Annotated in this window: 21 protein-coding genes and 1 tRNA gene; 6 read left to right on the top strand and 16 right to left on the bottom strand. The window is 62.6% G+C overall.

The genetic code is table 11. The features are described from left to right. Positions 1-36: 36 nt before the first annotated feature. Positions 37-2,670, bottom strand: coding sequence for a caspase family protein (locus tag DBIPINDM_RS14265; protein ID WP_258587855.1), 2,634 nt, complete (start codon positions 2,668-2,670; stop codon positions 37-39). An 88-nt stretch (positions 2,671-2,758) separates the two neighbouring features. Next, the gene (locus tag DBIPINDM_RS14260; protein WP_258587854.1) at positions 2,759-3,328 is read right to left on the bottom strand and encodes an NADPH-dependent FMN reductase; all 570 of its coding nucleotides are present in this window, start codon (positions 3,326-3,328) and stop codon (positions 2,759-2,761) included. Positions 3,329-3,527: 199 nt separating this feature from the next. Between DBIPINDM_RS14260 and DBIPINDM_RS14255 the strand changes: the two genes are divergently transcribed. Next, the gene (locus tag DBIPINDM_RS14255) at positions 3,528-4,895 is read left to right on the top strand and encodes a cytochrome P450 (protein WP_258587853.1); all 1,368 of its coding nucleotides are present in this window, start codon (positions 3,528-3,530) and stop codon (positions 4,893-4,895) included. A gap of 144 nt (positions 4,896-5,039) precedes the next feature. On the opposite strand, the gene DBIPINDM_RS14250 is transcribed toward DBIPINDM_RS14255, so the two are convergent. The 7 genes from DBIPINDM_RS14250 to DBIPINDM_RS14220 form a co-directional block, all read right to left on the bottom strand. Further along, positions 5,040-6,017 carry a complex I NDUFA9 subunit family protein gene (locus DBIPINDM_RS14250; RefSeq protein WP_258587852.1) on the bottom strand — a complete coding sequence of 326 codons (978 nt, stop codon included), beginning with the start codon at positions 6,015-6,017 and terminating at the stop codon, positions 5,040-5,042. 111 nt (positions 6,018-6,128) lie between these two features. Further along, positions 6,129-6,581: a DoxX family protein gene (locus DBIPINDM_RS14245; protein ID WP_258587851.1), complete on the bottom strand. Its 453-nt coding sequence runs from the start codon at positions 6,579-6,581 to the stop codon at positions 6,129-6,131. Between the two features lie 332 nt (positions 6,582-6,913). Then, positions 6,914-7,915 carry an Ldh family oxidoreductase gene (locus DBIPINDM_RS14240; protein ID WP_258589266.1) on the bottom strand — a complete coding sequence of 334 codons (1,002 nt, stop codon included), beginning with the start codon at positions 7,913-7,915 and terminating at the stop codon, positions 6,914-6,916. Positions 7,916-8,079: 164 nt separating this feature from the next. Further along, positions 8,080-8,889, bottom strand: a complete 810-nt coding sequence (locus DBIPINDM_RS14235) for an ABC transporter permease (RefSeq protein WP_258587850.1) — start codon at positions 8,887-8,889, stop codon at positions 8,080-8,082. Continuing rightward, positions 8,889-9,602 carry an ABC transporter permease gene (locus DBIPINDM_RS14230; protein WP_258589265.1) on the bottom strand — a complete coding sequence of 238 codons (714 nt, stop codon included), beginning with the start codon at positions 9,600-9,602 and terminating at the stop codon, positions 8,889-8,891. Before DBIPINDM_RS14230 ends, DBIPINDM_RS14235 begins: the two co-directional genes overlap by 1 nt. 161 nt (positions 9,603-9,763) lie before the next feature. After that, on the bottom strand, positions 9,764-10,564 hold the full coding sequence (locus DBIPINDM_RS14225; RefSeq protein ID WP_258587849.1) for a transporter substrate-binding domain-containing protein: 801 nt from the start codon (positions 10,562-10,564) through the stop codon (positions 9,764-9,766). Between the two features lie 55 nt (positions 10,565-10,619). Continuing rightward, complete coding sequence (locus DBIPINDM_RS14220; protein WP_416361757.1) at positions 10,620-11,435, bottom strand: ABC transporter ATP-binding protein; 816 nt, start codon at positions 11,433-11,435, stop codon at positions 10,620-10,622. Positions 11,436-11,652: 217 nt separating this feature from the next. Between DBIPINDM_RS14220 and DBIPINDM_RS14215 the strand changes: the two genes are divergently transcribed. The 3 genes from DBIPINDM_RS14215 (at position 11,653) to DBIPINDM_RS14205 (ending at position 15,060) form a co-directional block, all read left to right on the top strand. Continuing rightward, a complete protein-coding gene (locus DBIPINDM_RS14215) occupies positions 11,653-12,501 on the top strand; it encodes a dimethylarginine dimethylaminohydrolase family protein (RefSeq protein WP_258589263.1) in 849 nt (282 codons plus the stop codon). A gap of 32 nt (positions 12,502-12,533) precedes the next feature. Beyond that, positions 12,534-14,114: a 5-guanidino-2-oxopentanoate decarboxylase gene (locus DBIPINDM_RS14210; protein WP_258589262.1), complete on the top strand. Its 1,581-nt coding sequence runs from the start codon at positions 12,534-12,536 to the stop codon at positions 14,112-14,114. Between the two features lie 238 nt (positions 14,115-14,352). Next, positions 14,353-15,060 (top strand): SDR family NAD(P)-dependent oxidoreductase, encoded by a 708-nt coding sequence (locus DBIPINDM_RS14205; RefSeq protein ID WP_202324860.1) that lies wholly within the window; start codon positions 14,353-14,355, stop codon positions 15,058-15,060. A gap of 119 nt (positions 15,061-15,179) precedes the next feature. Here the strand turns inward: DBIPINDM_RS14205 and rpsA are convergent, their stop codons facing one another. The 4 genes from rpsA to aroA all read right to left on the bottom strand — a co-directional run bounded on the left by rpsA (position 15,180) and on the right by aroA (position 19,608). Then, positions 15,180-16,877 carry a 30S ribosomal protein S1 gene (rpsA, locus tag DBIPINDM_RS14200; protein WP_258587848.1) on the bottom strand — a complete coding sequence of 566 codons (1,698 nt, stop codon included), beginning with the start codon at positions 16,875-16,877 and terminating at the stop codon, positions 15,180-15,182. A 207-nt stretch (positions 16,878-17,084) separates the two neighbouring features. Then, positions 17,085-17,735: a (d)CMP kinase gene (cmk, locus tag DBIPINDM_RS14195; protein WP_258587847.1), complete on the bottom strand. Its 651-nt coding sequence runs from the start codon at positions 17,733-17,735 to the stop codon at positions 17,085-17,087. Positions 17,736-17,800: 65 nt separating this feature from the next. Continuing rightward, a complete protein-coding gene (locus tag DBIPINDM_RS14190; RefSeq protein WP_258587846.1) occupies positions 17,801-18,163 on the bottom strand; it encodes a hypothetical protein in 363 nt (120 codons plus the stop codon). Between the two features lie 86 nt (positions 18,164-18,249). Beyond that, positions 18,250-19,608 carry a 3-phosphoshikimate 1-carboxyvinyltransferase gene (gene aroA / locus DBIPINDM_RS14185; protein WP_258587845.1) on the bottom strand — a complete coding sequence of 453 codons (1,359 nt, stop codon included), beginning with the start codon at positions 19,606-19,608 and terminating at the stop codon, positions 18,250-18,252. Positions 19,609-19,815: 207 nt separating this feature from the next. On the opposite strand from aroA, the gene DBIPINDM_RS14180 reads away from it, so the two are divergent. Together DBIPINDM_RS14180 and DBIPINDM_RS14175 are read left to right on the top strand one after the other, a co-directional pair. Continuing rightward, the gene (locus DBIPINDM_RS14180; RefSeq protein WP_258587844.1) at positions 19,816-20,199 is read left to right on the top strand and encodes a TIGR02300 family protein; all 384 of its coding nucleotides are present in this window, start codon (positions 19,816-19,818) and stop codon (positions 20,197-20,199) included. A gap of 172 nt (positions 20,200-20,371) precedes the next feature. Next, positions 20,372-20,447, top strand: a tRNA-Ala gene (locus DBIPINDM_RS14175). A gap of 314 nt (positions 20,448-20,761) precedes the next feature. Here DBIPINDM_RS14175 and DBIPINDM_RS14170 read toward each other — a convergent pair. Genes DBIPINDM_RS14170 through DBIPINDM_RS14160 form a run of 3 tightly spaced genes read right to left on the bottom strand, consistent with a single transcriptional unit; the run spans position 20,762 to position 23,333 of the window. Continuing rightward, on the bottom strand, positions 20,762-22,468 hold the full coding sequence (locus DBIPINDM_RS14170) for a recombinase family protein (protein WP_258587843.1): 1,707 nt from the start codon (positions 22,466-22,468) through the stop codon (positions 20,762-20,764). After that, positions 22,465-22,968 (bottom strand): DUF2924 domain-containing protein, encoded by a 504-nt coding sequence (locus tag DBIPINDM_RS14165; protein ID WP_258587842.1) that lies wholly within the window; start codon positions 22,966-22,968, stop codon positions 22,465-22,467. The genes DBIPINDM_RS14170 and DBIPINDM_RS14165 overlap by 4 nt, the downstream gene beginning before the upstream one ends. A gap of 5 nt (positions 22,969-22,973) precedes the next feature. Continuing rightward, complete coding sequence (locus DBIPINDM_RS14160; RefSeq protein ID WP_258587841.1) at positions 22,974-23,333, bottom strand: DUF3489 domain-containing protein; 360 nt, start codon at positions 23,331-23,333, stop codon at positions 22,974-22,976. Positions 23,334-23,649 lie beyond the last annotated feature (316 nt).

Genomic DNA, 23,649 nt, shown 5'->3' with positions numbered 1-23,649 from the left:
CTGCGATAGCCACGACGGTTTCCGGTGCCGGCTTCCTCATTTGGCTGGGGCGTCCAGCAGCTTCAGCCGCTTGCGCAATTCGTCCGGGATCCAGGCGTCCGCGGGCGAGAGGATGCCGGCCTGCTGCATGTCGGAGGCGATCTTGAGGGCAGCCGTCAAATTCGAACGGACTTCGAGACCCATCTCGGCCATTTTGAAATGGTCGATGACCATATCGCGCAGCCACATCGAATTGTCCGGATCGATGGCAGCGAAGCGCTCGGAGATATCGAGTGACTGCTGGTAAAATTGGGTGGCGAGATCCCTGTTGCCCGATCTTGCCAGGAGATCGCCGATCTTGCCGCAGTTGATCGCCAGATCGCGTTGCCAAAGGCTGTTGCTGGCGTCGTTTCCGGTGAGGGCAAGAGATGCGTCAAGGGCCGATTTGTAGGCGGACAGCGCCGCTTCCGGCTCGCCATTCGCCAGGTGCGCATCACCGAGCTTGCTGTAGTTGATTTCGAGGTCGCGCAGCCATCGCGTGTTGCTCTGGTCGGTCTTGACCAGCGCCTCCCAGATGTGATTGGCCTCGTTGAACGCGGCCAGAGCCTCTGCATTTGCCTGCAACATGAGCTGCGCGTCGCCGATGCTGTCATGAAGGATCGCGATATCCCGCTGGCCCTCGAGATTTTCAGGATCGGCGCTGGCAAGGGCCGAACTCACGCTCAAGCCGGCCTGATAGGAAACGATGGCGTCCTTGTATTTGCCCAATATCTGCAAGCTGTCGCCGATCTTGGTGTAGGAGACGCACAGATCGCGCTGCCAGGAGAGATTGGCGGGGTCCAGCTCCGTCAGCTTTCGCCATATGGCAAAGCCCGAACTGAAGGCGTCGAGCGCCCGGCTGTAGTCGCCCTCCATGATGAGCACGTCGCCGATCGAGTCGTGGGCCACGCCGAGCCGGCGCTGCCAGACGATGTTGTCGGGCTGAAGTGCAGCCACCTGTTTGGAGATATCCAGCGCCTTCTGGTAATAGGGCATCGCGTCCTTGAGATCGCCTTGTGAGCGCATGACGTAGCCGATCCGGTCGTAGGCAAAGGAAAGATCGCTCTGCCATTCGAGCTCGGTCGGAGCCGCGGCAGCCACTTTCTCGGCGATATCAGCCGATGCCTGGTAGTCGGCAAGGCCATCGGCAAGCTTGCCCTGGGCAACGGCGGTATCGCCCATCTTGTCCAGACTGAGCGAAACATCCCGCTGCCAGAAAATATTCTTCGGATCAGTGCCGGCGCGCCTTGTCGATCCTTCGTTCCATTCCTTGTAGGTCCTGGCGGCGTCATCCAGCCTGCCCAGCGTCGTGTAGACATCGCCGAGCCGGGCAAGCGTGAGGAGCTGCTGCAGCCGATCGTCAGCCGGAATGTCCTCGCCATTGACCTCGCGATAGAGCGCCGTCGCCTTCTCATAGCCATCGGCGGCCAACTGGTATTTGAGCGAAGCGCTTGCAGTGCCGCCTTCCAGCGAATGGGTTGCCGCTTCTGAAAGCGTGCGTTCCACATAATTGGCTTTGAGCCGCTGGCGCGAATCCTTGTCGATGCCGGCCGCCTCGGCGAGCTTGGCGCGAGCGGCATCGAAAGCACCGAGCGAGAGCTGCCGTTCCGCTTCCTGCCGCAACTGCGTCACCTCAGGGTCACCTGAGGCCAGCGTGGTCATTTCCCGCTGCACCTTGACGAAGGCATCCGCGGCTTCCCTGAGCTTGGCCGAGCGTTGCTCGGGACCGAGCGCGGCAAGATCCTTCGACAGCAGTGCGCCATAGAGCGGCGCCAGCGGCATGTCGGCATCGCTGGCGATCTGCTCGACCTCGCCGCGCATTTCCGGCGTCACATCGGCCATGGCGAGCAGCAGCCGTTCGCGCTCCGGCAGCTGTTCCTTGGCCGCGGTGGCAAAGAACAGCTTCGGCAGGCCACTCTCGACATAGGGCAGCTGCTTGCCGCGCGACAGGTCATAGACTTCCTGCTGCACAAGCGTCAGCACCGAGCGGATTTCGAGCCCGTCCGTGCCGAGATATTTGGTCAGCGCCGTGGTGAAGGGCGAGTTCTGGCCGCTGCCGTCGGCGGCCGTCTCGCCGGGTGCGGCCGAGAAAGCGAACAGGATGTTTTCCGCTCGGCCGACGCGGCCAAGGCCTGGCTTGACCTTGTCGGCGACATCTTTTGCCAGCGAGGTCGCGCCGCGACCGTCGCCGCTGCCCCCAGAGAACGGATCACTGCGGCAGGCGTCGAGCACGATCAGCCCGACCTTGGCGGTGGCGGCCACTACAGCACGCACTTCTTCCAGCGGCAGGCTGGTCTTGTCCAGTTGATCGAGCGAGGAGGCGTCGGCATCGACTGGCAGCAGCCGGTTGTCGCCTGATATCTCGACGCCGTGGCCGGAGAAATAGACCAGCGCCACATCGGCGCCCTTGGCATCGTTGCGAAAATCGTCAAGTGCGCGCCGCATGCGCCGCAGATCCCGGTTGGTTTCGAGCACGACCTCGAAGCCGAGCTTTTTCAGCGCCGCTTCCATCGCCTCGCCGTCATGGACGGGATTGGCGAGTGGCCGCACCAGCCGGTAGTCGTTATCGGCCATGACCAGCGCCACGCGCCGCTCCGCCACCGCCGTGGCGGTCGCCGACAAGAACAGCAGCAAGGCAAGCAGCAAACGCACGTCGAACCGCCCCCAGCTCAGTCGCGTGCTGACAATTCCACCTCTTTATGGCGCAAGCAAGCCGCGCATTTGGCCAGAACCGGCTCGTTCAGCCAGCGCGCAGAGGTTTCAACGCCTCGCTCCAGCGCAACAGCTCGTCCAGCATGGCCTTGGCGCCGCCGGTCACCTGTTCGCTGGCGCTGAAAGCGCCGTTCTTGTCGAGCAGTTTCTGGTACATCGGCAGCGCGACACCTTCCGGGATCGGCATGATCCCCACCGACGTCAGCAGTGGCTTCAGCGCCTGCGCCGCGCGCAGGCCACCGGAGACACCGCCATAGCTGAAAATGGCGGCCGGCTTGTACTTCCATTCCCGCAGCAGGTAGTCGATCGCGTTGACGATCGCCGGAGCGGCGAAATAATTATACTCCGGCGCCACGAAGACGAAGGCGTCGGCGGCGTCGATCGCCTTCGACCAGGCCTTGGTGTGGTCGTTCTGGTAGTTGCCAAGCCTTGGATGATGCGGCTCGTCCAGCACCGGCAGGTGGAACGCGGCGATGTCGGTTAGCACCGGTTCGAATTTCCCGTGTTCGCGCGCGAACGTCTCCAGCCATTCGGCAAAAACCGGTCCGGCGCGGCCGGGCCGCGTGCTGCCGATGATGATGTTCAACTGGTGCTTCAAGGCGGGCTCCTTCGTCAGGTGGTATCTGTTGGTGCCTGTCACTACGGCAGAGCGCCCCGGCGGACAAGGCGGGACACCTGGCAGAGCGGTTACGATCGGATGAACAGACCGCTTGCTTCGTGCCGCGTGTTGCCTGCCGTTCGGTCACATGGACGCCCGGATCGCCAGCCACTACATTGACACAACAGCGGAGCACTTCATGGACACGCAGCCCGCCCCCTTTGTTCCTCCCGCCCCGAAGCCGCGCACGACGCCGCCTTCGACGCTGGAGATGATCCGCATCGTCTACCGCAATCCGCTCGAATTGTGGGGTGAGCATACCTATAACGAGCCCTGGATTTCCGCGAATGGCGTTGGTGGCCACCTGATCGTCGCCAACGATCCCGGCCTCATCCGCCACGTGCTGGTCGACAACGCCAAGAACTACAAGATGGCGACGGTGCGCCAGAAGATCCTGCGGCCCATCCTTCGCGATGGCCTGCTGACAGCTGAGGGCGAGGTCTGGAAGCGGTCGCGCAAGGCGATGGCGCCGGTGTTCACGCCGCGCCACATCTTCGGTTTCGCCCAGCCGATGCTGAAGCGCACCAAGGAGTTCGTCACCCGCTACGAAGAGGGCGGCATATCCGACATCGCCCATGACATGACATTGCTCACCTACGACATCCTGGCCGAGACTCTGTTCTCCGGCGAGATCGCGGGCGAGCCGGGCAGTTTCGCCAATGAAATCGACCGATTGTTCGAGACCATGGGCCGCGTCGATCCGCTCGACCTGTTGCGCGCGCCCGACTGGCTGCCGCGGCTGACCCGCATCCGCGGCCGCAAGACCATGGCCTATTTCCGCAAGATCGTGACCGATACGGTCAAGATGCGCGAAGAGAGGGTCAGGCGTGACCCCGATGGCGTGCCACAGGATTTCCTGACGCTGCTGCTCAAGGCCGAAGGTCCCGACGGGCTGACGCGCTCGGAAGTCGAGGACAACATCATCACCTTCATCGGCGCCGGTCATGAGACCACGGCGCGGGCGCTGGGCTGGACGCTCTATTGCCTCGCCGAATCGCCATGGGAGCGCAACCGGGTCGAGCAGGAGATCGACCAGGTGCTGGCGCGCGAACCCGATCCGACGAAATGGCTCGACGCGATGCCGTTGACGCGCGCCGCTTTCGACGAGGCGCTCCGGCTCTATCCGCCGGCGCCCTCGATCAACCGCGAGCCGATCGAGCCGGAGATGTGGAAGGATCTCTATATCCCCAAGCACGCCGCCGTGCTGGTGATGCCGTGGGTCGTCCACCGCCACAGGAAATTATGGGACCGGCCGGATGCCTATCTGCCCGAACGGTTCCATCCGGGAAACCGTGAAAAGATCGACCGCTTCCAGTATCTGCCGTTCGGTGCGGGTCCGCGCGTCTGCATTGGCGCCAGTTTCGCCATGCAGGAGGCGATCATCGCGCTCGCCATCCTGTTGTCCCGCTTCCGCTTCGATACCACGGCCGAGACCAAGCCTTGGCCGGTGCAGAAGCTGACCACGCAGCCGCAAGGCGGGTTGCCGATGCAGGTCACGCCTCGCTAGGCATGCCGATATTCAGGTGATGCCGGCCTGCGAACGATGGCTTCCTGCGCTTCCGGTGCTCACGTACTGGAGTACGCTCCGCTCCGGTTCTCGTAACCCACCGTTCTCGACTCGGCCTGACCTGAATCTCAACACGCCTAGGGCTTATGCCGCCGGCTTGCGCTGCTGGAACTGGCCGGCGGCGCGGAAACGCCAGAGGTAGCTGGGCAGGATCGTCGCGATCGATTGCGGCTGGATGCCGAGCCCGGCGAGTGTCCGGTTGGCCTTGGCGGCGGCCTCCGAAACGATGTTGTGCTCGCGCAGCTGCATCACCTGGTCCTTGGTCAGCAGCGGATTGGGCAACAGGCCAAGGATCGAGGCCTGGATGTTGGCCACCCACCACGGCACCGGCACCAGCAGGCGCTTGCGCTCGATCACGGTGAGCAATTCTTCCATGCACTCCTTGAAGGTGAGCACGTTGGGGCCGCCAAGCTCGTAGATCTGGCCGCGATTGATCTTGCCATCGACCGAGCGCGCCACCGCTTCGGCGACGTCGCCGACATAGACCGGCTGGAACTTGGTCTGGCCGCCGCCGATCAGCGGCAGCATCGGCGAATAGCGTGCCATGTTGGCGAAGCGGTTGAAGAAGCTGTCTTCCGGCCCGAAATTGATCGACGGCCGGAAGATCACCGCATCGGCGATCGTCTCCAGAACGGCCTTCTCGCCAAGCGCCTTGGTGCGCGCATAGTCCGATTCGGAGCCCAGATCGGCGCCAAGTGCTGAAATATGGGTGAGCCCGGCGCCAACCGAGCGCGCGGCTTCGGCCACGGCGCGGGCGCCGAAGTCGTGCACGGTGTTGAATTTCTGCCGGCCGGTCTCATGCAGGATGGCGACGAGATTGACGACATGGTCGGCGCCTTGCACGGCGCGGTCGACCGACCAGCGCACGCGCACATTGGCCTGCACCGGCTGGATCTCGCCGACATTGCCGAGCGGCTGCAAATGACCGGCAAGGTCGGGCCGCCGGCAGGCGACCCGGATGCGGTAGCCGCGCTTGGCCAGCGCGCGCACGACATGGCGGCCGACAAAGCCTGACCCGCCAAAGACGACGACGAGCTTTGGGGTCTGCAGGATTTCGGTCATGGCTGGCTCCGGCGCACGTTCCAGATGGCTTGGCTGAAGCCGTTTCATAGTCGGTTTTGCGCCAAAGGCAAAGGGTGACGCGTCGTCGCTGCCACCCCTCTTGAAAGCTTGCTAGAATGCCTTGCCGATGCGGGCGTCGACCGAGTGCCGGTTGCCGCCGCGAATGACGAAGAAGAGCAGGATCGCCGCCCACAGAAGCGACTTTTCAGCACCCGAAAAGCCCTGGCCCATGGTTATCCAGTGGAACCAGACGGTCACCAGCAGCACGAACAGGCCGGCAAAAGCGGCCGGGCGCGTCAGAAGTCCGATGGCGATGAGAATACCGCCAAAAAATTCGGTGCAGGACAGAAGCAGCGACCAGAAGGCGCCGGGATAGAAGCCGAGGCCTTCGACCATCTCGGCGGCGCCGAAAGGATTGGTGATCTTCTGCGAGCCATGGATGGTAAGAAACCCGCCGGCGATGACGCGAAGAAGGGTTTCGGCCCCGTCATGCAGCGACGAATACAGGTGGCCAAGCGCCGGAATGATCAGCTTGCCGCGGGAAGCGTCGGTGGTTACGGGCATCGTAGCTCCTGTTGTTGTGATGACCCCTCGCAAACGCCCGATGGCTCCCATCAAGTCAAGTTAACAAAAGTTAACTATCATAATCATGTTTATGGTATGCGCGGGACGAAACGCAGAAAACCCCGCCGAAGCGGGGTTTTCCGGGTGAGGTTCATGTCGAAACCAGGGTCCAACGAGGCGGCCTGACCTGAGACGGTATCAGCGTGGCGTGAGACGCCCGCCCCAGCCCTGGACGCATCCGACAGAAGACACCGACCGGGCAAACCCGACCCGGACAGTCATTGGTCGTCGGAACGCGCGGGAAGGTTCACCGAGCCGCGGAAAAATTCTCTTCAGGCGGAATAGCGCTCGGCGAATTCGGAAATACGCTGCACCACGGCCTTGGGCGCGGTGATGCCGCGTGCCTGCGCCTTCTCGGCCGCCTCCGCCCTGGCACGGCCCGGCACATGCACGCCATAGCGGCGGCGCAGACGGTCGAGCTGGTCCTTCATCCGCTGTTCGAAATCCGGGTCGAGAAGCTTGGGCTCGACGGCAAGCACGAACAGGCCGGTTCCGGGGCTGTCGGGGCCGCCGCTGAACCAGGGCGCGTCGAGCGACCAGTTGGCGCCCGACAGGCCTGCCGCCAGCACTTCCACCATCAGCGCGATGTTGGCGCCGCGCTGACCGCCAAAGGCAAGCATGGCACCCTTCATGGCGGCCGCCGGATCGGTGGTCGGGTTGCCGCTGGCATCCAGCGCCCAGCCTTCGGGAATTTTCTTGCCGTCCTCGGCCGCCTTGCGGATGTTGACGAAGGCGGTGGCGCTCGACGACTGGTCGATGACCAGCGGCGCGCCATCGGCCGCGGGGGCGGCAAACGACATCGGGTTGGTGCAATAGACCGGCTTGACCGAGCCCGAGCCGGCCAGCACGGCCGGCCCGTTGGTGGCGGCGAACGATACCAGCCCCTGTGCGGCCAGCCTTCCGGTGAAATAGCCGAGCGCGCCGCACGTATAGGCATTCTTCTGCGAGAAGATGGCGACGCCGAACAGCTTTGCCGCCTTGGCAAGGTCGTCGATCGTCCGGTCGAAGCCGGTATGCGCCAGTCCGCCGCGTGCGTCGGAAAGATAGACGGCCAGCGCCGGCCTTGTGATCACCGGATCGGCATTGCCGTCGATGCGCCCGGCCTCCAGCGCTTCGAGATAATCGATGAAATGCGACAGGCCGACGGTCGAAAGCCCTTCCGCCTCCGCGGCGATGATCGACGCGGTGAGCGATTGCGCCGCCTCCTCATTGGCGCCGGCGCCGAGTGCCGCCATCCGGCACAGTCCTCTTGCCTGGTCGAGACTGAGTTGCATCATGGCCGTCCTGCGATTGCTGTAATTGGTTGGTTGGGTCTAACAGCACATGAGGCGGCGTTTGTGTTGAAAATCGTCCGCAACTGCAAGAAAAACGGCGGACACGTCCGCCGTTGCAAGTCCGCCGTACGACTGGCGGCTCGTGGGCAATACCAGGAAAAGCTCTAGCCGATCTTGTTCGGGATCCGCGCCTCGATCCTGCTGAAGGCGAAGACCAGGATGCCGGTGATCGTCATGTAGATCAGCGCCAGCAGCAGCAAGGGTTCGTAGGTGAGGTAGGTGTCCTGCCGCACCTTGGACGAGACGGCGAAGATGTCGATGACGCTGATCGTTGCCACCAGCGGCGTCGACTTCAGCTGCAGCACGGTTTCACCGGTCAGCGTCGGCAGCGCCCGGTAGATGGCTTGCGGCAGCCAGATGCGCCGGAATGCCTTCCAGCGGCTCATGCCGAACGCGCGCGCGGCCTCGAGTTGCCCCTTGGGGACACCGGCAAAGGCGCCGCGCATCACCTCGCCCTCGTAACCGGCGAAGGACAAGGTCAGTGCCAGCACGCCATAAGGCCAGGCTTGCCTGAGATACGGCCACATCCAGGACTCGCGAATCCACGGATATTGCGGAAACAAGGAGCCCAGGCCGTAATAAAGCAGCCACAGCTGGATCAGCAGAGGCGTGCCCCGGATGACGGTACAGAAGACCTTGGCGGGTGCTGCGAACCAGAACGAGCCGGCCGCCTGCGCCAACCCCAAGGGCACGGCGAGCAGGAAACCCAGCACGCAGGTGACGGCCAGGATCCACAGTGAGCGCCAGATGCCGAGCAGGCCCATCTCGTAATATTGCGGCAGCCAGTTCCAGCGCATGAAGAATATGGCGCCCAGAACCAGCCCCAGCGCGACCAGGATCAGCACGATGCGGTGCGGCTGCAGCCACAGCGACGTTCGCGCGACGATGTTGATGATGGCCGCCTCGTTGGCCATCAGCGCGCTTCCTTGAGCGAAGGCATGCCGCGCCGCGACCGGGCCTCGACACGGCCGATGAGGAAGTTGGAAAGCAGCGAAAGCAGCAGATAAAGCACACCTGCGGCGAAGAAGAAGGTGAAATAGGCTTTGGTCACGCCTGCGGCCTGCCGTGTTGCCAGCGCCAGTTCAAAGAAACCGACAACCGCCAGCAGGGCGGTGTCCTTGGTGGCGATCAGCCAGAGATTGGCAAGGCCCGGTATGGCAAACGGCAGCATGGCCGGCAGAGTGATGCGCCGCAGCATCAGGCCGGGGGACATGCCATAGGCACGGGCGGCTTCGATCTGGCCCTGCGGAATGGCCAGGATCGCGCCGCGTATGACTTCTGTCGAATAGGCGCCCTGGACGAAACCGAGCACGGCAATGCCTGCGGCAAGTCCGCTGATATCGACGCGCTGATAGCCCATTGCCGTCAGCGCCTGGTTGATCAGGTCGGTTCCGGCATAATAGAGCAGCAGGATCAGCACCAGTTCGGGGACGGCGCGCACGATGGTGGTGTAGACGGCCAACAGATCGCGCACCACCGGGCCGCCATAGAGCTTGCCATAGGCGCCGCCGGTACCGATCAACAGACCAAGGCAGGTTGCGCCGAGCGCAATTTCGATCGAGTGGAGCAGCCCAAGCAGCAGCGTTGCGCCCCAGCCCGGCGGATAGGGCGAGAGAAGTTCGATGATGCCGGCCGCCGAGGCCGAAAGGAATGCGTCGATCAGCTTTGCCCCCGGATTGCTGGCGTCAGCCGCTGGCCATTTTCGTCAGCGGAAGCGTGCGTGGACAGGTTCAGGCGAAACCGCACGGCGCACGGTGCGCCGCGCGGTCACAAGCTCAGGCTTGCCGATCAGTTCGACTGCGCGCCGCCGCCGCCGTAAATGTCGAAATCGAAGTATTTCTTCGAGATCTCGTCATATTTGCCGTTGGACCGGATCGCCTTGATGCCGGCGTTGATCTTTGCCTTCAGGTCGGTGTCTTCCTTGCGCACGCCGGCGCCGACCCCCGGTCCAAGCACTTCGTCGTCCGGAGCCACCATGCCCTTCAGGTCGCAGCAGGCCTTGCCCTGGTCGGACTTGAGGAATTCACCAAGCGCGATGGAGTCGGCCTGCACCGCGTCGAGGCGGCCGGCGGCAAGGTCGTTGTTGGCTTCGTCCTGGGTCTGGTATTCCTTGATCTCGGAAGCCGTGGCGCCGAAGTGCTTCTTGGCGTAGACGGCGTGCACGGTCGACACCTGGACGCCGATGACCTTGCCCTTGAGATCGTCGGGCGCGGGGCCGAATTTCTGGTCCTTCGGTCCGATGATCGCCGTCGGCGTGTTGTAATACTTGTCCGAGAAGTCGATCGTCTTCTCGCGTTCGGCGGTGATCGACATCGACGAGACGATGAGGTCGATCTTCTTGGTGGTCAACGCCGGGATGATGCCGTCCCAGGCAACAGGCGTGATGACGCAGTCGAGCTTCTCCTCGGCGCACACGGCGTCGATGAAGTCGATCTCCCAGCCGACCCATTTGCCCGAAGCATCCGGCGAGGTGAAGGGCGGATACGGCTCGGCGGCGACGCCGATCTTGACCGGATCGGCCTTGGCCACGCCCATGGCGGCAACGCCGAGCAGCAGCGCTGCGGCGAATGTCTTCAAAACAGTCTTCATTTCAAAACTCCCAGTTTGTTGTTGGTTCCCGGTTTTCTTCCGTCCCGGCCTGTCCCTAGCCGATGTTGCGGATGAACTGCTTCAGCCTTTCGGATTTCGGCGCGCCGAAGATCTGCTCCGGCGGGCCTTCTTCCTCGACCAGCCCGTTGTAGAGATAGACGACGTGGGTCGCGACCTCGCGAGCGAACTTCATCTCGTGGGTGACCAGCACCATGGTGCGGCCCTCGCGCGCCAGGTCGCCGATCACCTTCAGCACCTCGCCGACCAGTTCGGGGTCGAGCGCCGAGGTCGGCTCGTCGAACAGCATGACGCGCGGATTGATGGCGAGCGCACGGGCGATCGCTGCGCGCTGCTGCTGGCCGCCCGAGAGATAGGCCGGATAGACGTCGCGCTTTTCGGCAAGCCCGACGCGCACCAGCAGCTTTTCGGCCTGGGCGATCGCCTCGTCGCGCTTGACGCCGAGCACATGCACGGGAACCTCGATGACGTTTTCGATCAGCGTCATGTGGCTCCACAGGTTGAAATTCTGGAACACCATGCCGAGCTTGGAGCGGATGCGCTCGATCTGCCTGCGGTCGGCGGGAATGGTGTGGCCGTGGCTATCGGCCTTCAGTTTGATCTCTTCGCCGTTGACGCGGATGATGCCGCTGGTCGGGTTTTCCAGGCAGTTGATGCAACGCAGCAGCGTCGATTTGCCTGAGCCTGAGCCGCCGATGATGGCGATCACCTCGCCATCGCGCGCCGACAGCGACACGCCCTTCAGCACATGCAGTTGGCCGAACTTCTTGTGCAGGTTCTCGACATGGATGGCTTCGGCGGCGCCGTCCTGCGCCGTGTGTTTCTGGACGGGTGCGGCGCCGTGCGCCATCATCCCTTCGACGCTCCGCGGAGCGGTCGAGCCCATCGCTGCTGGATTGTTTTACCCATTAACCGTCACTGGACAGAGTTCCCATTCTCAAGATGGACCGTTCCACTTGCCTCCGTCAACCGTGCTTTTTTGGACCATTGATCACGGCTTGCTGAGTGGCTATTGGCAGGGGACAGCTTTTCGGGAGATTTTAGTGGGCAAAGCTTACGGGTCGCAGTCGATGGCCGGGCCGCTGCGGCGGGTGCTGATGCGCTCTGCCGCCAGCGCCATGCGTCATGCCAAGGCGCGGGAATGGCACTATGGTCCGGGCTTTGACCCGCAAAAAGCCGCCGCCCAGCATGAGCAGCTGACGAAGCTGGTCGCGGCTTCCGGTGCAGAGATCGAATGGCTGACGGATGCCGATGACGGGCTGGCCGATTCGGTCTTCACCCACGACCCGTCGCTGATGACCGATCACGGCGCCATCATCCTGTCCATGGGCAAGGCGCTGCGCCGGCCCGAGCCCGGCCTGCACGAAGCCGCCTACGTCAGCACCGGCATTCCGATCCTTGGCCGTATCGAGCATCCCGGCCAGGTGGAAGGCGGCGACTGCGTCTGGGTCGATGCAGATACCCTTGCTGTTGGCCGTGGCGTGCGCACCAACCAGGACGGCATCCAGCAGCTCGCCAACCTGCTCTCGCCCAAGGGCATACAGGTCTACGGCTTCGATCTGCCGCTGTGGCACGGCGAGGAGGCCTGCCTGCATCTGATGTCGGTGATCAGCCCGCTCGCCGACGATCTGGCTCTGGTCTATTCGCCGCTGCTGCCCGCCGCCTTCTACCAGCTGCTGCGTGCGCGCGGCATCAAGCTGGTCGAGGGCGATGCTGAGGAATTCGCTGCCTCCAACGGACTGAGCCTCAACGTGCTGCCGACCGCGCCCCATCAGGTGATTGCCGTCGCAGGCTTTCCCAAGACTGCGGCTGCCATGGAGGCGGCCGGCTGCACGGTCGCCACTTTCGAAGCCGACGCGCTGTGCATCGCCTGCGAGGGCGGCCCGACCTGCCTGACACGACCGGTGCTGCGCCAATGATGACCACTGGGACAACCCCTGGGACGACGATCGTGCCGACCATCGGCGAAGCCCTCATCACGCTGCTCGAAGCCCATGGCGTCGACACCGTCTTCGGCATTCCAGGCGTCCACACGGTCGAGCTCTACCGTGGCCTGGCGCGCTCGAAAATCCGCCATGTCACGCCGCGCCACGAACAGGGCGCCGGCTTCATGGCTGACGGCTATGCCCGCGCCAGCGGCAGGCCCGGCGTCGCCTTCGTCATCACCGGACCGGGATTGACCAACACCATCACCGCCATGGGCCAGGCGCGCGCCGATTCGGTGCCGATGCTGGTCATCTCGGGCGTCAACGCCATGCCGACGCTGGGCAAGGGGCTGGGCTTCCTGCATGAGCTGCCGGATCAGCGCGGCATGATGGAAAAGGTGGCGCTGTTGTCACAGCGCGTCACCGAGGCCAGCGAATTGCCGGGTGCACTGGCGCAGGCCTTCGCCCTGTTTTCATCGTCGCGGCCTGGCCCAGTGCATATCGAGATCCCGACCGATGTCATGGTCAAGCCGGCTGACGGTATCGTTGCGCTGCTGAGCAATGCGGCACCACCCGCGCCGGATGGCGCGGCAATTGCCAGCGCAGCCAAACTCATCGCCACTGCCCGCCGTCCGCTGATCCTGGCCGGCGGCGGCGCCAAGCGTGCCGAGGCGTCCTTGCGGCGCCTGGCCGAGAGATTGGGTGCGCCGGTCGTCGAGACCACCAATGCGCGCGGCCTGCTGCACCGCCACCCGCTCTGCGTGCCGGCAAGTCCCAGCCTGAAGGCGGTCCGCGCGCTGATGGCGGACGCCGATCTGGTGATTGCCGCCGGCACCGAATTCGGCCCGACCGACTATGACGGCTATGGCGACGGTGGCTTTGTGCTGCCTTCCAACCTGATTCGCATCGACATCGGCGCCGACCAGCTCGCGCGCCGCCCGGTGACGGTTGGCATCCAGGCCGACTGCGCCGAGGCGATCGAAGCCCTGCTCGCCGCCATCGGCTCCGCTTATGTGGCCGCACCAGACGGCGAGGCACGCGCCGCTGCGGCACGCAAGGCGGCGATCGCCGAGCTGAGCCCGGCCTATCTGGCACAGGTGCATGCCGTGGAAATGATCCGCGACACGCTGCCGGGCGCGATCATCGTCGGCGACTCGACGCAGCCGATCTACGCCGCGAACCTCTACTACGACCACGACCGGCCGGCCGGCTGGTTCAATGCCGCCACCGGTTTCGGCGCGCTTGGTTACGGCCCGCCGGCGGCTATCGGCGCCGCCCTTGCCATGCCCGACGTGCCGGTCGTCTGCCTGACCGGCGACGGCGGCTTCCAGTTCACATTGCCGGAACTGGGTGTCGCACTTGATTCCGACGCGCCGGTCATTTTCGTGGTCTGGAACAACCGGGGCTATCGCGAGATCGAGACCTCGATGCTCGATGTCGGCGTCGAACCCGTCGGGGTCTCGCCGGCGCCGCCGGATTTCTGCAAGTTGGCTGAGGCCTATGGCATCGGCGCCGAACGGCTGGCCGAGATCGGCGCCTTGCCACAGGCGCTGAAGCGCGCCCGGGCAACCGGATTGCCCTGCGTCATCGAAATCACGGTCGATTGAAGCCTTCAGGCCGGCGTTGATTTTCCAACCTGCATCGGACCCTTCGCCGGCTCGGCTGTTGTCCCGCAACAGCCGCATGGCTGACGGCATTGCCATAATATGCGTCCTGACGCATGCAAAGACGCGACGGCTGCCATGTCGAGATATCAGTTGAGTGATCGCCCGAAAGGCGCGACGCTTCGCGTCGGCGCGGCAAACAAGCGACAAAATCATAAAAATACGACAGGAGCGGTCCAGGATGACGGAAACACTTCAAGGCAGGCATATCGTTGTGACCGGTGGAACCGGCGCGCTCGGCGGTGCGGTGGTTGGCCGGCTGCTGGAGCAGGGCGCGATCTGCCACGTGCCGAACGCGCACGCCGCGGCACCCCAGCATTTTCCTTTCGCCGCGCATGAGAACGTCAAGCTGGCGCACAATGTCGACCTGTCGGACTCCGCCAAGGTTGAAGGCTTCTATGCGCAGGTTCCTGCCTTGTGGGGATCGATCCATCTCGCCGGCGGCTTCGCCATGGCGCCGGTGGAAAAGATCGAATCGGCGTCCTTTGCCGAGATGATGGACACCAATGCCCGCACCACCTTCCTCTGCAGCCGCGCGGCCATCCGCTCGATGCTGGCGTCGGGCACATCAGGCCGCATCGTCAATGTCACCGCGCGCGCGGGGCTCGACCCCAGGCGCGGCGCCGGCATGGTCGCCTACACGGCGAGCAAGGCGGCGGTCGCGGCCATGACGGTGGCGATGGCGGAAGAGCTCAAGGCCAAGGGCATCCTGGTCAATGCCGTGGCGCCGTCGACGCTCGACACGCCGGCAAACCGCGCCGACATGCCGGATGCCGATTTCACCAAATGGGTCAGCCTGGAAGCAGCGGCCGAAGCCATCGCCTATCTCGCTTCGCCCGCCAACCAGGCGATGAGCGGAACGCTGGTGCCGCTCTACGGCCGGGCATAGCTCAGCATCGGTCGAACCGGCTTTCGCCAACCTGGCCTTCGCCAGAGAAAAACCCCGCCGGATCGCTCCGGCGGGGTTTTTGTATGAGGTGACGTCGCGCGCGGGGGCGCGCGGCGGCCTTAGCTGCCCTGCTTCTTCAGCGCGGCACCCAGGATGTCGCCCAGCGAAGCGCCGGAGTCGGTCGAGCCGTACTGGGCGACCGCTTCCTTCTCTTCGGCGATTTCCAGCGCCTTGATCGAGACCTGCAGCTTGCGGGTCTTCTTGTCGAAGGCGATGACGCGGGCGTCGACCTTCTGGCCGACGGTGAAGCGCTCGGGGCGCTGCTCGTCGCGGTCGCGGCTGAGGTCGGAGCGCTTGATGAAGGTCTCGATGCCGCTGTCGACCAGCCGCACTTCCAGACCGCCATCCTTGACGCCGATGACTTCGCAGGTGACGACGGCGTTCTTGCGCAGTTCGCCGCTGTTGGCTGCTTCGCCGACCGTATCCTTGGCCAGCTGCTTGATGCCGAGCGAGATGCGCTCCTTCTCGATGTCGACGTCGAGCACCTGCGCCTTGACCATGTCGCCGCGATTGTACTCTTCGATGACCTGCTCGCCCGGACGGGTCCAGTCGAGGTCGGAGAGGTGCACCATGCCGTCCACGTCGCCTTCCAGGCCGATGAACAGGCCGAACTCGGTCTTGTTCTTGACCTCGCCCTCGACCTGGCTGCCGACCGGATGGCTGCGGGCGAACGCTTCCCAAGGATTCTCAAGCGTCTGCTTGAGACCGAGCGAGATGCGGCGCTTGGCCGGATCGACCTCGAGCACCACCACGTCGACTTCCTGGGTCGTCGACAGGATCTTGCCGGGATGCACGTTCTTCTTGGTCCACGACATTTCCGAAACGTGGATGAGGCCTTCGATGCCCGGCTCCAGCTCGACGAACGCGCCGTAGTCGGTGATGTTGGTGACGGTACCCTTGATCTTCTTGCCGATCGGGAACTTGGTGCCGATCTCGGACCACGGATCGCTCTCGAGCTGCTTCATGCCGAGCGAGATGCGGTGGGTTTCCTGGTTGATGCGGATGATCTGCACCTTGACCGTCTGACCGATGTTGAGGATTTCGGTCGGATGGTTGACGCGGCGCCATGCCATATCGGTGACATGCAGCAGGCCGTCGATGCCGCCGAGGTCGACGAACGCACCGTAGTCGGTGATGTTCTTGACGACGCCTTCGACAACCTGGCCCTCTTCGAGGTTCTGCACGATTTCCGAACGCTGTTCGGCGCGGCTCTCCTCGAGCACGGTGCGGCGCGACACCACGATGTTGCCGCGGCGGCGATCCATCTTGAGGATCTCGAAGGGCTGCGGGTTGTGCATCAGCGGGGAGACGTCGCGGATCGGGCGGATATCGACCTGGCTGCGCGGCAGGAAGGCCACGGCGCCGTCGAGGTCGACGGTGAAGCCGCCCTTGACCTGGTTGAAGATGACGCCTTCGACGCGCTCACCCTTGGTGAACTTCTCTTCGAGACGGACCCAGCTCTCTTCGCGGCGGGCCTTTTCACGGGAAAGCATCGCTTCGCCAAGCGCGTTCTCGATGCGCTCGACATAGACTTCGACGGTGTCACCGACCTTGAGGGTGGTGTCCTTGCCCTTGACGCCGAATTCCTTCAGCGGCACGCGGCCTTCGACCTTGAGGCCGACGTCGATGATGGCCATGTCCTTTTCGATCGCGGTGATGATGCCCTTGACGACCTGGCCTTCGCCGGAATGACCGGTTGTGAATGATTCTTCGAGCAGGCTCGCGAAATCATCGCGAGTGGGATTTGCAGCTGACATTGTTTCTCCTGGAGTGCCCCGCATCTCAAGCGGGACGGGCGCCGTGGGTTAGCGTTGCGTTGGCCTGCCGGCGTTCCGGGCTTAAAAAAGCCCTGGGCCGCTTTTAAGCGGCAATTCCGGCGCATGAAGAATGCTGGCAGGCTGGTTCGTGCCCGATATGGGTATTTTCTGCGCTTCCGGCAACGGAAACACGGGAGAAAACCCGGATCAGGCCTTGTTTCTCCTGGCCAGCACGTCGTCAACGATCGCCATGGCCGCGAGAAACGCGGCTTCTATAGCCATTTCGCTGGTATCAAGCAAGTGCGCGTCGGCAGCGGGCTTCAAGGGCGCGTCGGCGCGGCCCATGTCGCGCTCGTCACGGCGCACGATATCGGCGAGGATTTCGGTGAAATTGGCGGTGCCGCCGATGCTTTCGATCTCGGCCAGCCGGCGCCTTGCCCGCACCTCCGCGCTCGCCGTCACATAGAGTTTGATGTCGGCATCGGGGCAGACAACAGTGCCGATGTCGCGCCCGTCCAGCACCGCACCCGGCGGTGTTTTGGCGAAGTCACGCTGCTTTTCGACGAGAATGCGCCGCACGGTCGGATACACCGCAACTTTCGAGGCGGCCTCGCCGACCGCATGCGCCGACAGCACCGCTCGGTCGAGCCTCGCCAGATCGACCTGGCGCGCCGCGGTCTCGGCCGCCGAGACATTGTCGAGCGGCAGCGCGTGCTGGATGAGCGCATAGGCGACCGCCCGATAGGTGAGACCGGTGTCGAGCAGGTTCAGCCGATAGTGGTCGGCGAGCCGCCGGGCGAGCGTGCCCTTGCCGGCGCCGGCGGGGCCGTCGATGGCGATTGTGAAGGTTGAACTCATGGACGACAACAAGCCGAGAACCGGGCTCAATGCAATATACCACTATGCGGTTTGACGAAGCCCCATCAACGCGAGGCGGGCCGAGCAAATGCCCTAAGCAGATAGAATACCCATCCCAGCACATGGCCGAAGAAATATACGCTAAGGATCGCATAGCCCCCCATTACGAAAAATATCGCATTTGAGGGTATGTCGGCTTTGATTGATGCAAGCATCCAGCCGAAATGCAGGCCGTATGTGCAGCCTATCGTTCCACATGAGGAACCGATGCTCGGGATGGTAAGCCCGACCCAAGATGCCCCGATCAAACCGAAGCGCACGAATGAATAGTTCCGCTCATTGATCATCTTGGCGACGGATATCGCCTTTGCGATGGTCAAAACGACGCCTGCTACTATCGCAAGCAAAATCGAGGCAAGAATACTCATGGCTCTCCCCAACGTTTGTTTGACCTTGAAGGACCGGCCTTAAAGAACAATTGAGTTGATAGCCAAATTTGACGACAATCCTGTGTTTATTCAATCTCCGCGCCCAGCCCCTTCATCAGGCCCATGAACTCCGGAAAGCTGGTCGCGATCATGGCGGCGTCATCGATGGTGACCGGCTTTTCCGTCGCCAGCCCCATCACCAGAAAGCTCATGGCGATGCGGTGGTCGAGATGCGTCTTGACCGTCGTATCCAGGCCGTTCGGATGCCTGCCCAACCCCTTGCCACCGGGCTTGCCGCGCACGGCAAGCGAAGCCTCGCCCTCGGTGCAGTCGACGCCGTTGAGCTTCAGCCCGTTGGCGACGGCCGAAAGGCGGTCGGACTCCTTCACCCGCAGCTCTTCCAGCCCCTGCATCAGCGTCTCGCCCTCGGCGAAGCTGGCGGCAACAGCCAGCACCGGGTACTCGTCGATCATCGACGGTGCCCGCTCGGGCGGCACAGTGACGCCCTTCAGCTCGGAATAGCGCACGCGCAGGTCGGCGACATCCTCGCCGCCGGCATTGCGCGGGTTCAAGATGTCGATCTTGCCGCCCATTTCCTGCAGCGTCAGCAAAAGTCCGGTGCGGGTCGGGTTCATCAGCACGTTTTCGATGACGATGTCCGAACCTGGCACGATCAGTGCCGCGACCAGCGGGAATCCGGCGGAGGACGGGTCGCCTGGCACGGCGATCGTCTGGCCGGTCAGCTTGCCCTGGCCCTCGATGAAGATGTGGCGCACGCCGCGTTCATCGGTCTCGACCGACAGATTGGCGCCAAATCCCTTCAGCATCTTTTCGGTATGGTCGCGCGTCATCACCGGTTCGATAACTGTGGTGATGCCCGGCGTGTTGAGGCCGGCAAGCAGCACCGCCGACTTCACCTGCGCCGAGGCCATCGGCACGCGGTAGGTGATCGGAGCGGCGTGCTTGGGGCCATGCAGCGTGATCGGCATGCGGTCGCCGGGTGTGGCTTTCAGCACCTGCACGCCCATCTGGCGGAGCGGCTCGAGCACACGGCCCATCGGCCGGCCGGACAGCGAGGCGTCGCCGATGAAGGTGGTTTCCATGTCATAGGTGCCGACGAGGCCCATGGTCAGCCGCGAGCCGGTGCCGGCATTGCCGAAATCGAGCGGGCCTTCCGGCTGCAGCAGCGCACCGTTGCCGGTGCCGCGGATCACCCATTCGGCGCCGCGCTTCTCTATATGCGCGCCCATCGCCTTCATGGCCGCACCCGTGCGCATCACGTCCTCGCCTTCGAGCAAGCCGGTGATGCGGGTTTCGCCCGAGGCGAGACCGCCGAACATGAAGGAGCGGTGCGATATCGACTTGTCGCCCGGCACGCGGGCCGTGCCGGAAAGGGCTGACGATTTACGGGCGGTGGCCGGCTTGGCAGCGGCGGCGTGAGACATGGAATTTCCCTGGACGGATTGCCGGCGGGCCGGCGCTTTTCATTTGTTGCGGCGGTCTCGTATCACGGCGGGGCGAAATGGTCATCCCCCATGGTCGTCACTTGCCGCGAGGCCTTTCAGGACTTGGTTTTGTGACGCCGGCTTTTCGCTTTGACAGCGCTGCAAACTGTGGTTAAGGGGACCACTCTTTTATTGACGAGGCTTGCCGTGGCAAAAAACGAACTTGGCACAAAGCGTATCGACCCTGAGACGGGTCGAAAATTCTACGACCTGAACAAGGACCCGATCGTCTCGCCCTACACCGGCAAGACCTATCCGCGTTCCTATTTCGAGGAAGGCAAGATCGCCGCCCTCGAGGAGGAAGAGGAAGTGGCCGAGAAGGAAGTGGACGCCGAGGACGAAGAGGGCGTTGAAGTCGTCTCGCTCGAAGAGGCCGACGAGGACGTCAAGGGTGACGACCTGCCGGATCTCGGCGATGACGAGGACGTCGACCTCGGCGACGACGAGGATGACACTTTCCTTGCCGACGAAGAGGAAGAAGACGACGACGTTGCCGACATGATCGGCGTCGGCGACGACGACGAGGTCTGATGGGCCTGAGACGTAAGCGTTTGCAGGCTTTCTCGGCCTGTGAACAAAAAGCCGCTCTTCAAGGCTTGATATCTGAGAAAGGCGGGGTTAGAAGCCGCCTGCACTAACGGCGCGGTGTTCCAACCCGCGCTGATCTCTTCGCCGGAAACGGCGCCGGTTGACTGCCGGAAGTGGGGCCATAGCTCAGTTGGGAGAGCGCTTGAATGGCATTCAAGAGGTCGTCGGTTCGATTCCGATTGGCTCCACCAAACAGTGTTATGCAATTTGCGCAATGCGCGTGCGGCGAACATTACGTCGTCAGTTCAAAGGTTTAGCTCCACAGAGACGGCATTGCGTGGTCATGAGACCACGATTTGCAATCGGTTTGGCCAATTTCAGGCCGTCCGTCTCAGGGCCGGTGTTTTGGTGACCACCTAAATTCTGAAATGATGCGCGGCGCATCGCAATGATGCTGCGGCGATGTATGCCCTTCATTGGCCCCATGAGCGCCGCTGTTAAGAGTTGGCCGCGACAGCGGGCTATCAACAGCAAACGGCCTTCCGCCACATGCCGCGGGGGATGGTCAGAAACCCAGGACGGCGTCCTGATCTTGCCAGGCAAGCGGCATGTAAATGAGACGGGTCAAGTATCGCACGGTCAGATCTGCTGGTTGGCGACCCGCCAGTATTGCCTCGACTATCTTCGGCGAGAGGAAGGCCAGCGGCAGGATGCGACTGATGTCGGCACGATGCACCCTGCAATGGTTTGCTACGTCTGCGATGCTTTGTCCCGAGCCATCAGTCAGTTTGGCGAGATAGAGGTGTGCTCTGGCGATGAGGTCGATCAGAGCAGCATCGGGCGCTCTGTTCTGCCGTGTGTCATTCTCGATGACGATGCGTACCTCGACACCGCGTCGCCTCATGGCAACTGGCAGATCGATAGTGAATAGTGATGCCTCGGCTTCAGGATCGAGCCCGTTTTCGTCATGACTGTATGCGACGCCGTCGCAGAGCATCGCGACAAGGCCTTTCCGATCAATTTGAAAGCTAATGTTGTCGCTACTCAGCGTGATTCTCTCAAAGATCGACCCAAGAGGGATTGCAGTCTCATGCGCAGCTTTCGTCTCGATCCATGCCTCCGCAACATCAAGCGCCTGCTGGATGTGGCCTACCGAAGCGTAACGTTGGATCCAATCGGCGAGGCGGGATCGATCCAGCAACAATTGCCGCAGCTGATGCTCGACAATGGCTTCGAGCTCATGAGAAGGAATGCGCCAACCATCGTTTTTGTTGCTGTTGGAATTCTTGAGGCGCGCAGACACGTAGTATCGATATCGCTTCCCATGATTGCTGGCATGAGCGGGGCTAAGGCGGTCGCCGGTCTCGTCGAAAACAATACCGGTCAGGAGATGGACATCGGTTGCATTTGACGATGATCGTTGCCTGCGAGGCGATTGTTCAGCCAGAAGTTCCTGGACCTTAGCAAACTCTTTGGTATCGATGATGGCCTCATGCTCACCTTCAAAATGCTCGACGTGGTGTTTTACGCGCCCGATGTAAAGTTGATTCGAAAGCAGGTAGTAAAGCTTGCCCCGGCTCCAGGGGCCGTGTCTTGCACCGCCTTGGCTGCCGGGTTCGGTTTGAGCCTCATCTCTTTGTTGGCCGTTGACCTCATCGGCTAGTGTCAGCACCGATTTGAGTTCGAGGTAGCGGCGGAACAGGTAACGGACCATGTTGGCATCGTTGCCACTCACGACCAGCTTCCGGTCTCTCACCTCATAGCCAAGCGGGACCCGGCCACCCATCCACAAGCCTTTTTTTCGCGATGCAGCGATCTTGTCACGGATCCGCTCAGCTGTGACTTCGCGCTCAAACTGGGCAAAGGACAGTAGAACGTTTAGTGTCAGCCGTCCCATCGAGCTCGTGGTGTTGAAAGCTTGTGTCACTGAGACGAACGAAACGTGGCTAGCATCGAAGATCTCGACGATCTTGGCGAAGTCCATAAGCGACCGCGTCAACCTGTCGATCTTGTAGACCACCACTACATCGATCCTGCGATCACGAACGTCTTGAAGCAGCCGTTGCAAGGCGGGCCGCTCCAACGTTCCGCCGGAAATGCCACCATCATCGTAGTGATCGGAAATCAGCTTCCAACCGAGCCCTACCTGGGAAGAGATGTAGGCAACACAGGCTTCTCGCTGCGCATCGAGCGAGTTGAACTCTTGATCAAGACCTTCTTCAGATGATTTGCGGGTATAGACAGCGCAGCGGAGTTTGACGGGCGTACTCATAGGCCAAAGAACCTCGGGCCTGACCAATGGGCGCCAGTGATTTTCCGGGCGATTGCAGAGAGCGAGCGGTATTTTGTTCCTTCAAACAGGAACCCGTCCTTCACCACGTCGACGACGTTGGTCCTTCCGTTCCAATCGCGTATGAGCCTCGCACCGACCTGTGGTGTGGTGCGCGCAGTGTTATCGCCCCGCTTTGCATTTCCTGTGTTGCGAGCATTGCCTTCTCCAAGAGCTGCGTCATCGGTATCTGTTTGGCGCGACCTTGGCATTTTCGCCACCACATTCGCGATGGCGAGTTTGAGCGTCTTCCTCCCCTCAGAAGATAAGCCGCCTAGGCGTTTTGCCTGAAGGTCCGCAGCGATCGCGTAGGCGAGCAACTCTCGCCGGACACCCGGCGGAGGGGGGCACCGAAAGATCTTCGTCCACCGAGCGACCAGCTCACCACGGTCGAGATCGCCGACACCGGCGATCTCATTTTCCAAATCTTTTCTGGCGATCATCGAATTCACGCGCCGGACGCAGTGTCCGCGATTCTGTACCGCCGGGTTCCATCCTTTCCAACCTCGCTGATGAGCGCCTGCCCAAGCTTCTTCTTCACGGTGCCCGATAGAAAGCCGCGGACCGAGTGGGTTTGCCAGCCAGTTGCCTCCGCCAGGGTCCGAAGGCTTGCCCCTTTCGGAGTGGCCAGCTTTTTGAGAACCAGATCGGCCTTTGTGGCTCCTGGCTTAGTCGCCTTTCCTGCCTTTGCAGGGGCCTCAGCCTTTGCTGCTTTGCCGCCGCCCTTCGTTCGGCCGTTTCCCTTGGACACCGCGGGTTCCAGGAGGTTTTTTTCGGCAGAAATATTGTGATCGGTGTCGTTCGACATTTTGATCTCCATCAACTAGAGCCATCCGGCGCTAGTACTGGCTGAAGCCCGCAGTCAGAGAGTGCGGGCTAGGAGATCAGGGCTTTCGTTGAACCTGCGGTGCTAACCAATGCTTGCTTACAGGGTGAAGTCCAGTCGAAATCGAGAACTTGATGAAGCGCAGCTTTGCGCCGATATTGTTGATTTAGTCGTTGCCGGGACGGCAGCATGGCTCTTGGTCGGATTAATCCGACCAGATTTGCCGCAGTTTTCGGGTCTCGCTACCTACAGTGTTTCCTTTACCCTATGCCAATCTTCTGAGGTTCTGGGCGGTAGC

The organism is Mesorhizobium sp. AR02, assembly GCF_024746835.1.
Taxonomy (GTDB): Bacteria; Pseudomonadota; Alphaproteobacteria; order Rhizobiales; family Rhizobiaceae; genus Mesorhizobium.
This window is presented reverse-complemented; position numbering and strand designations above follow the sequence as displayed.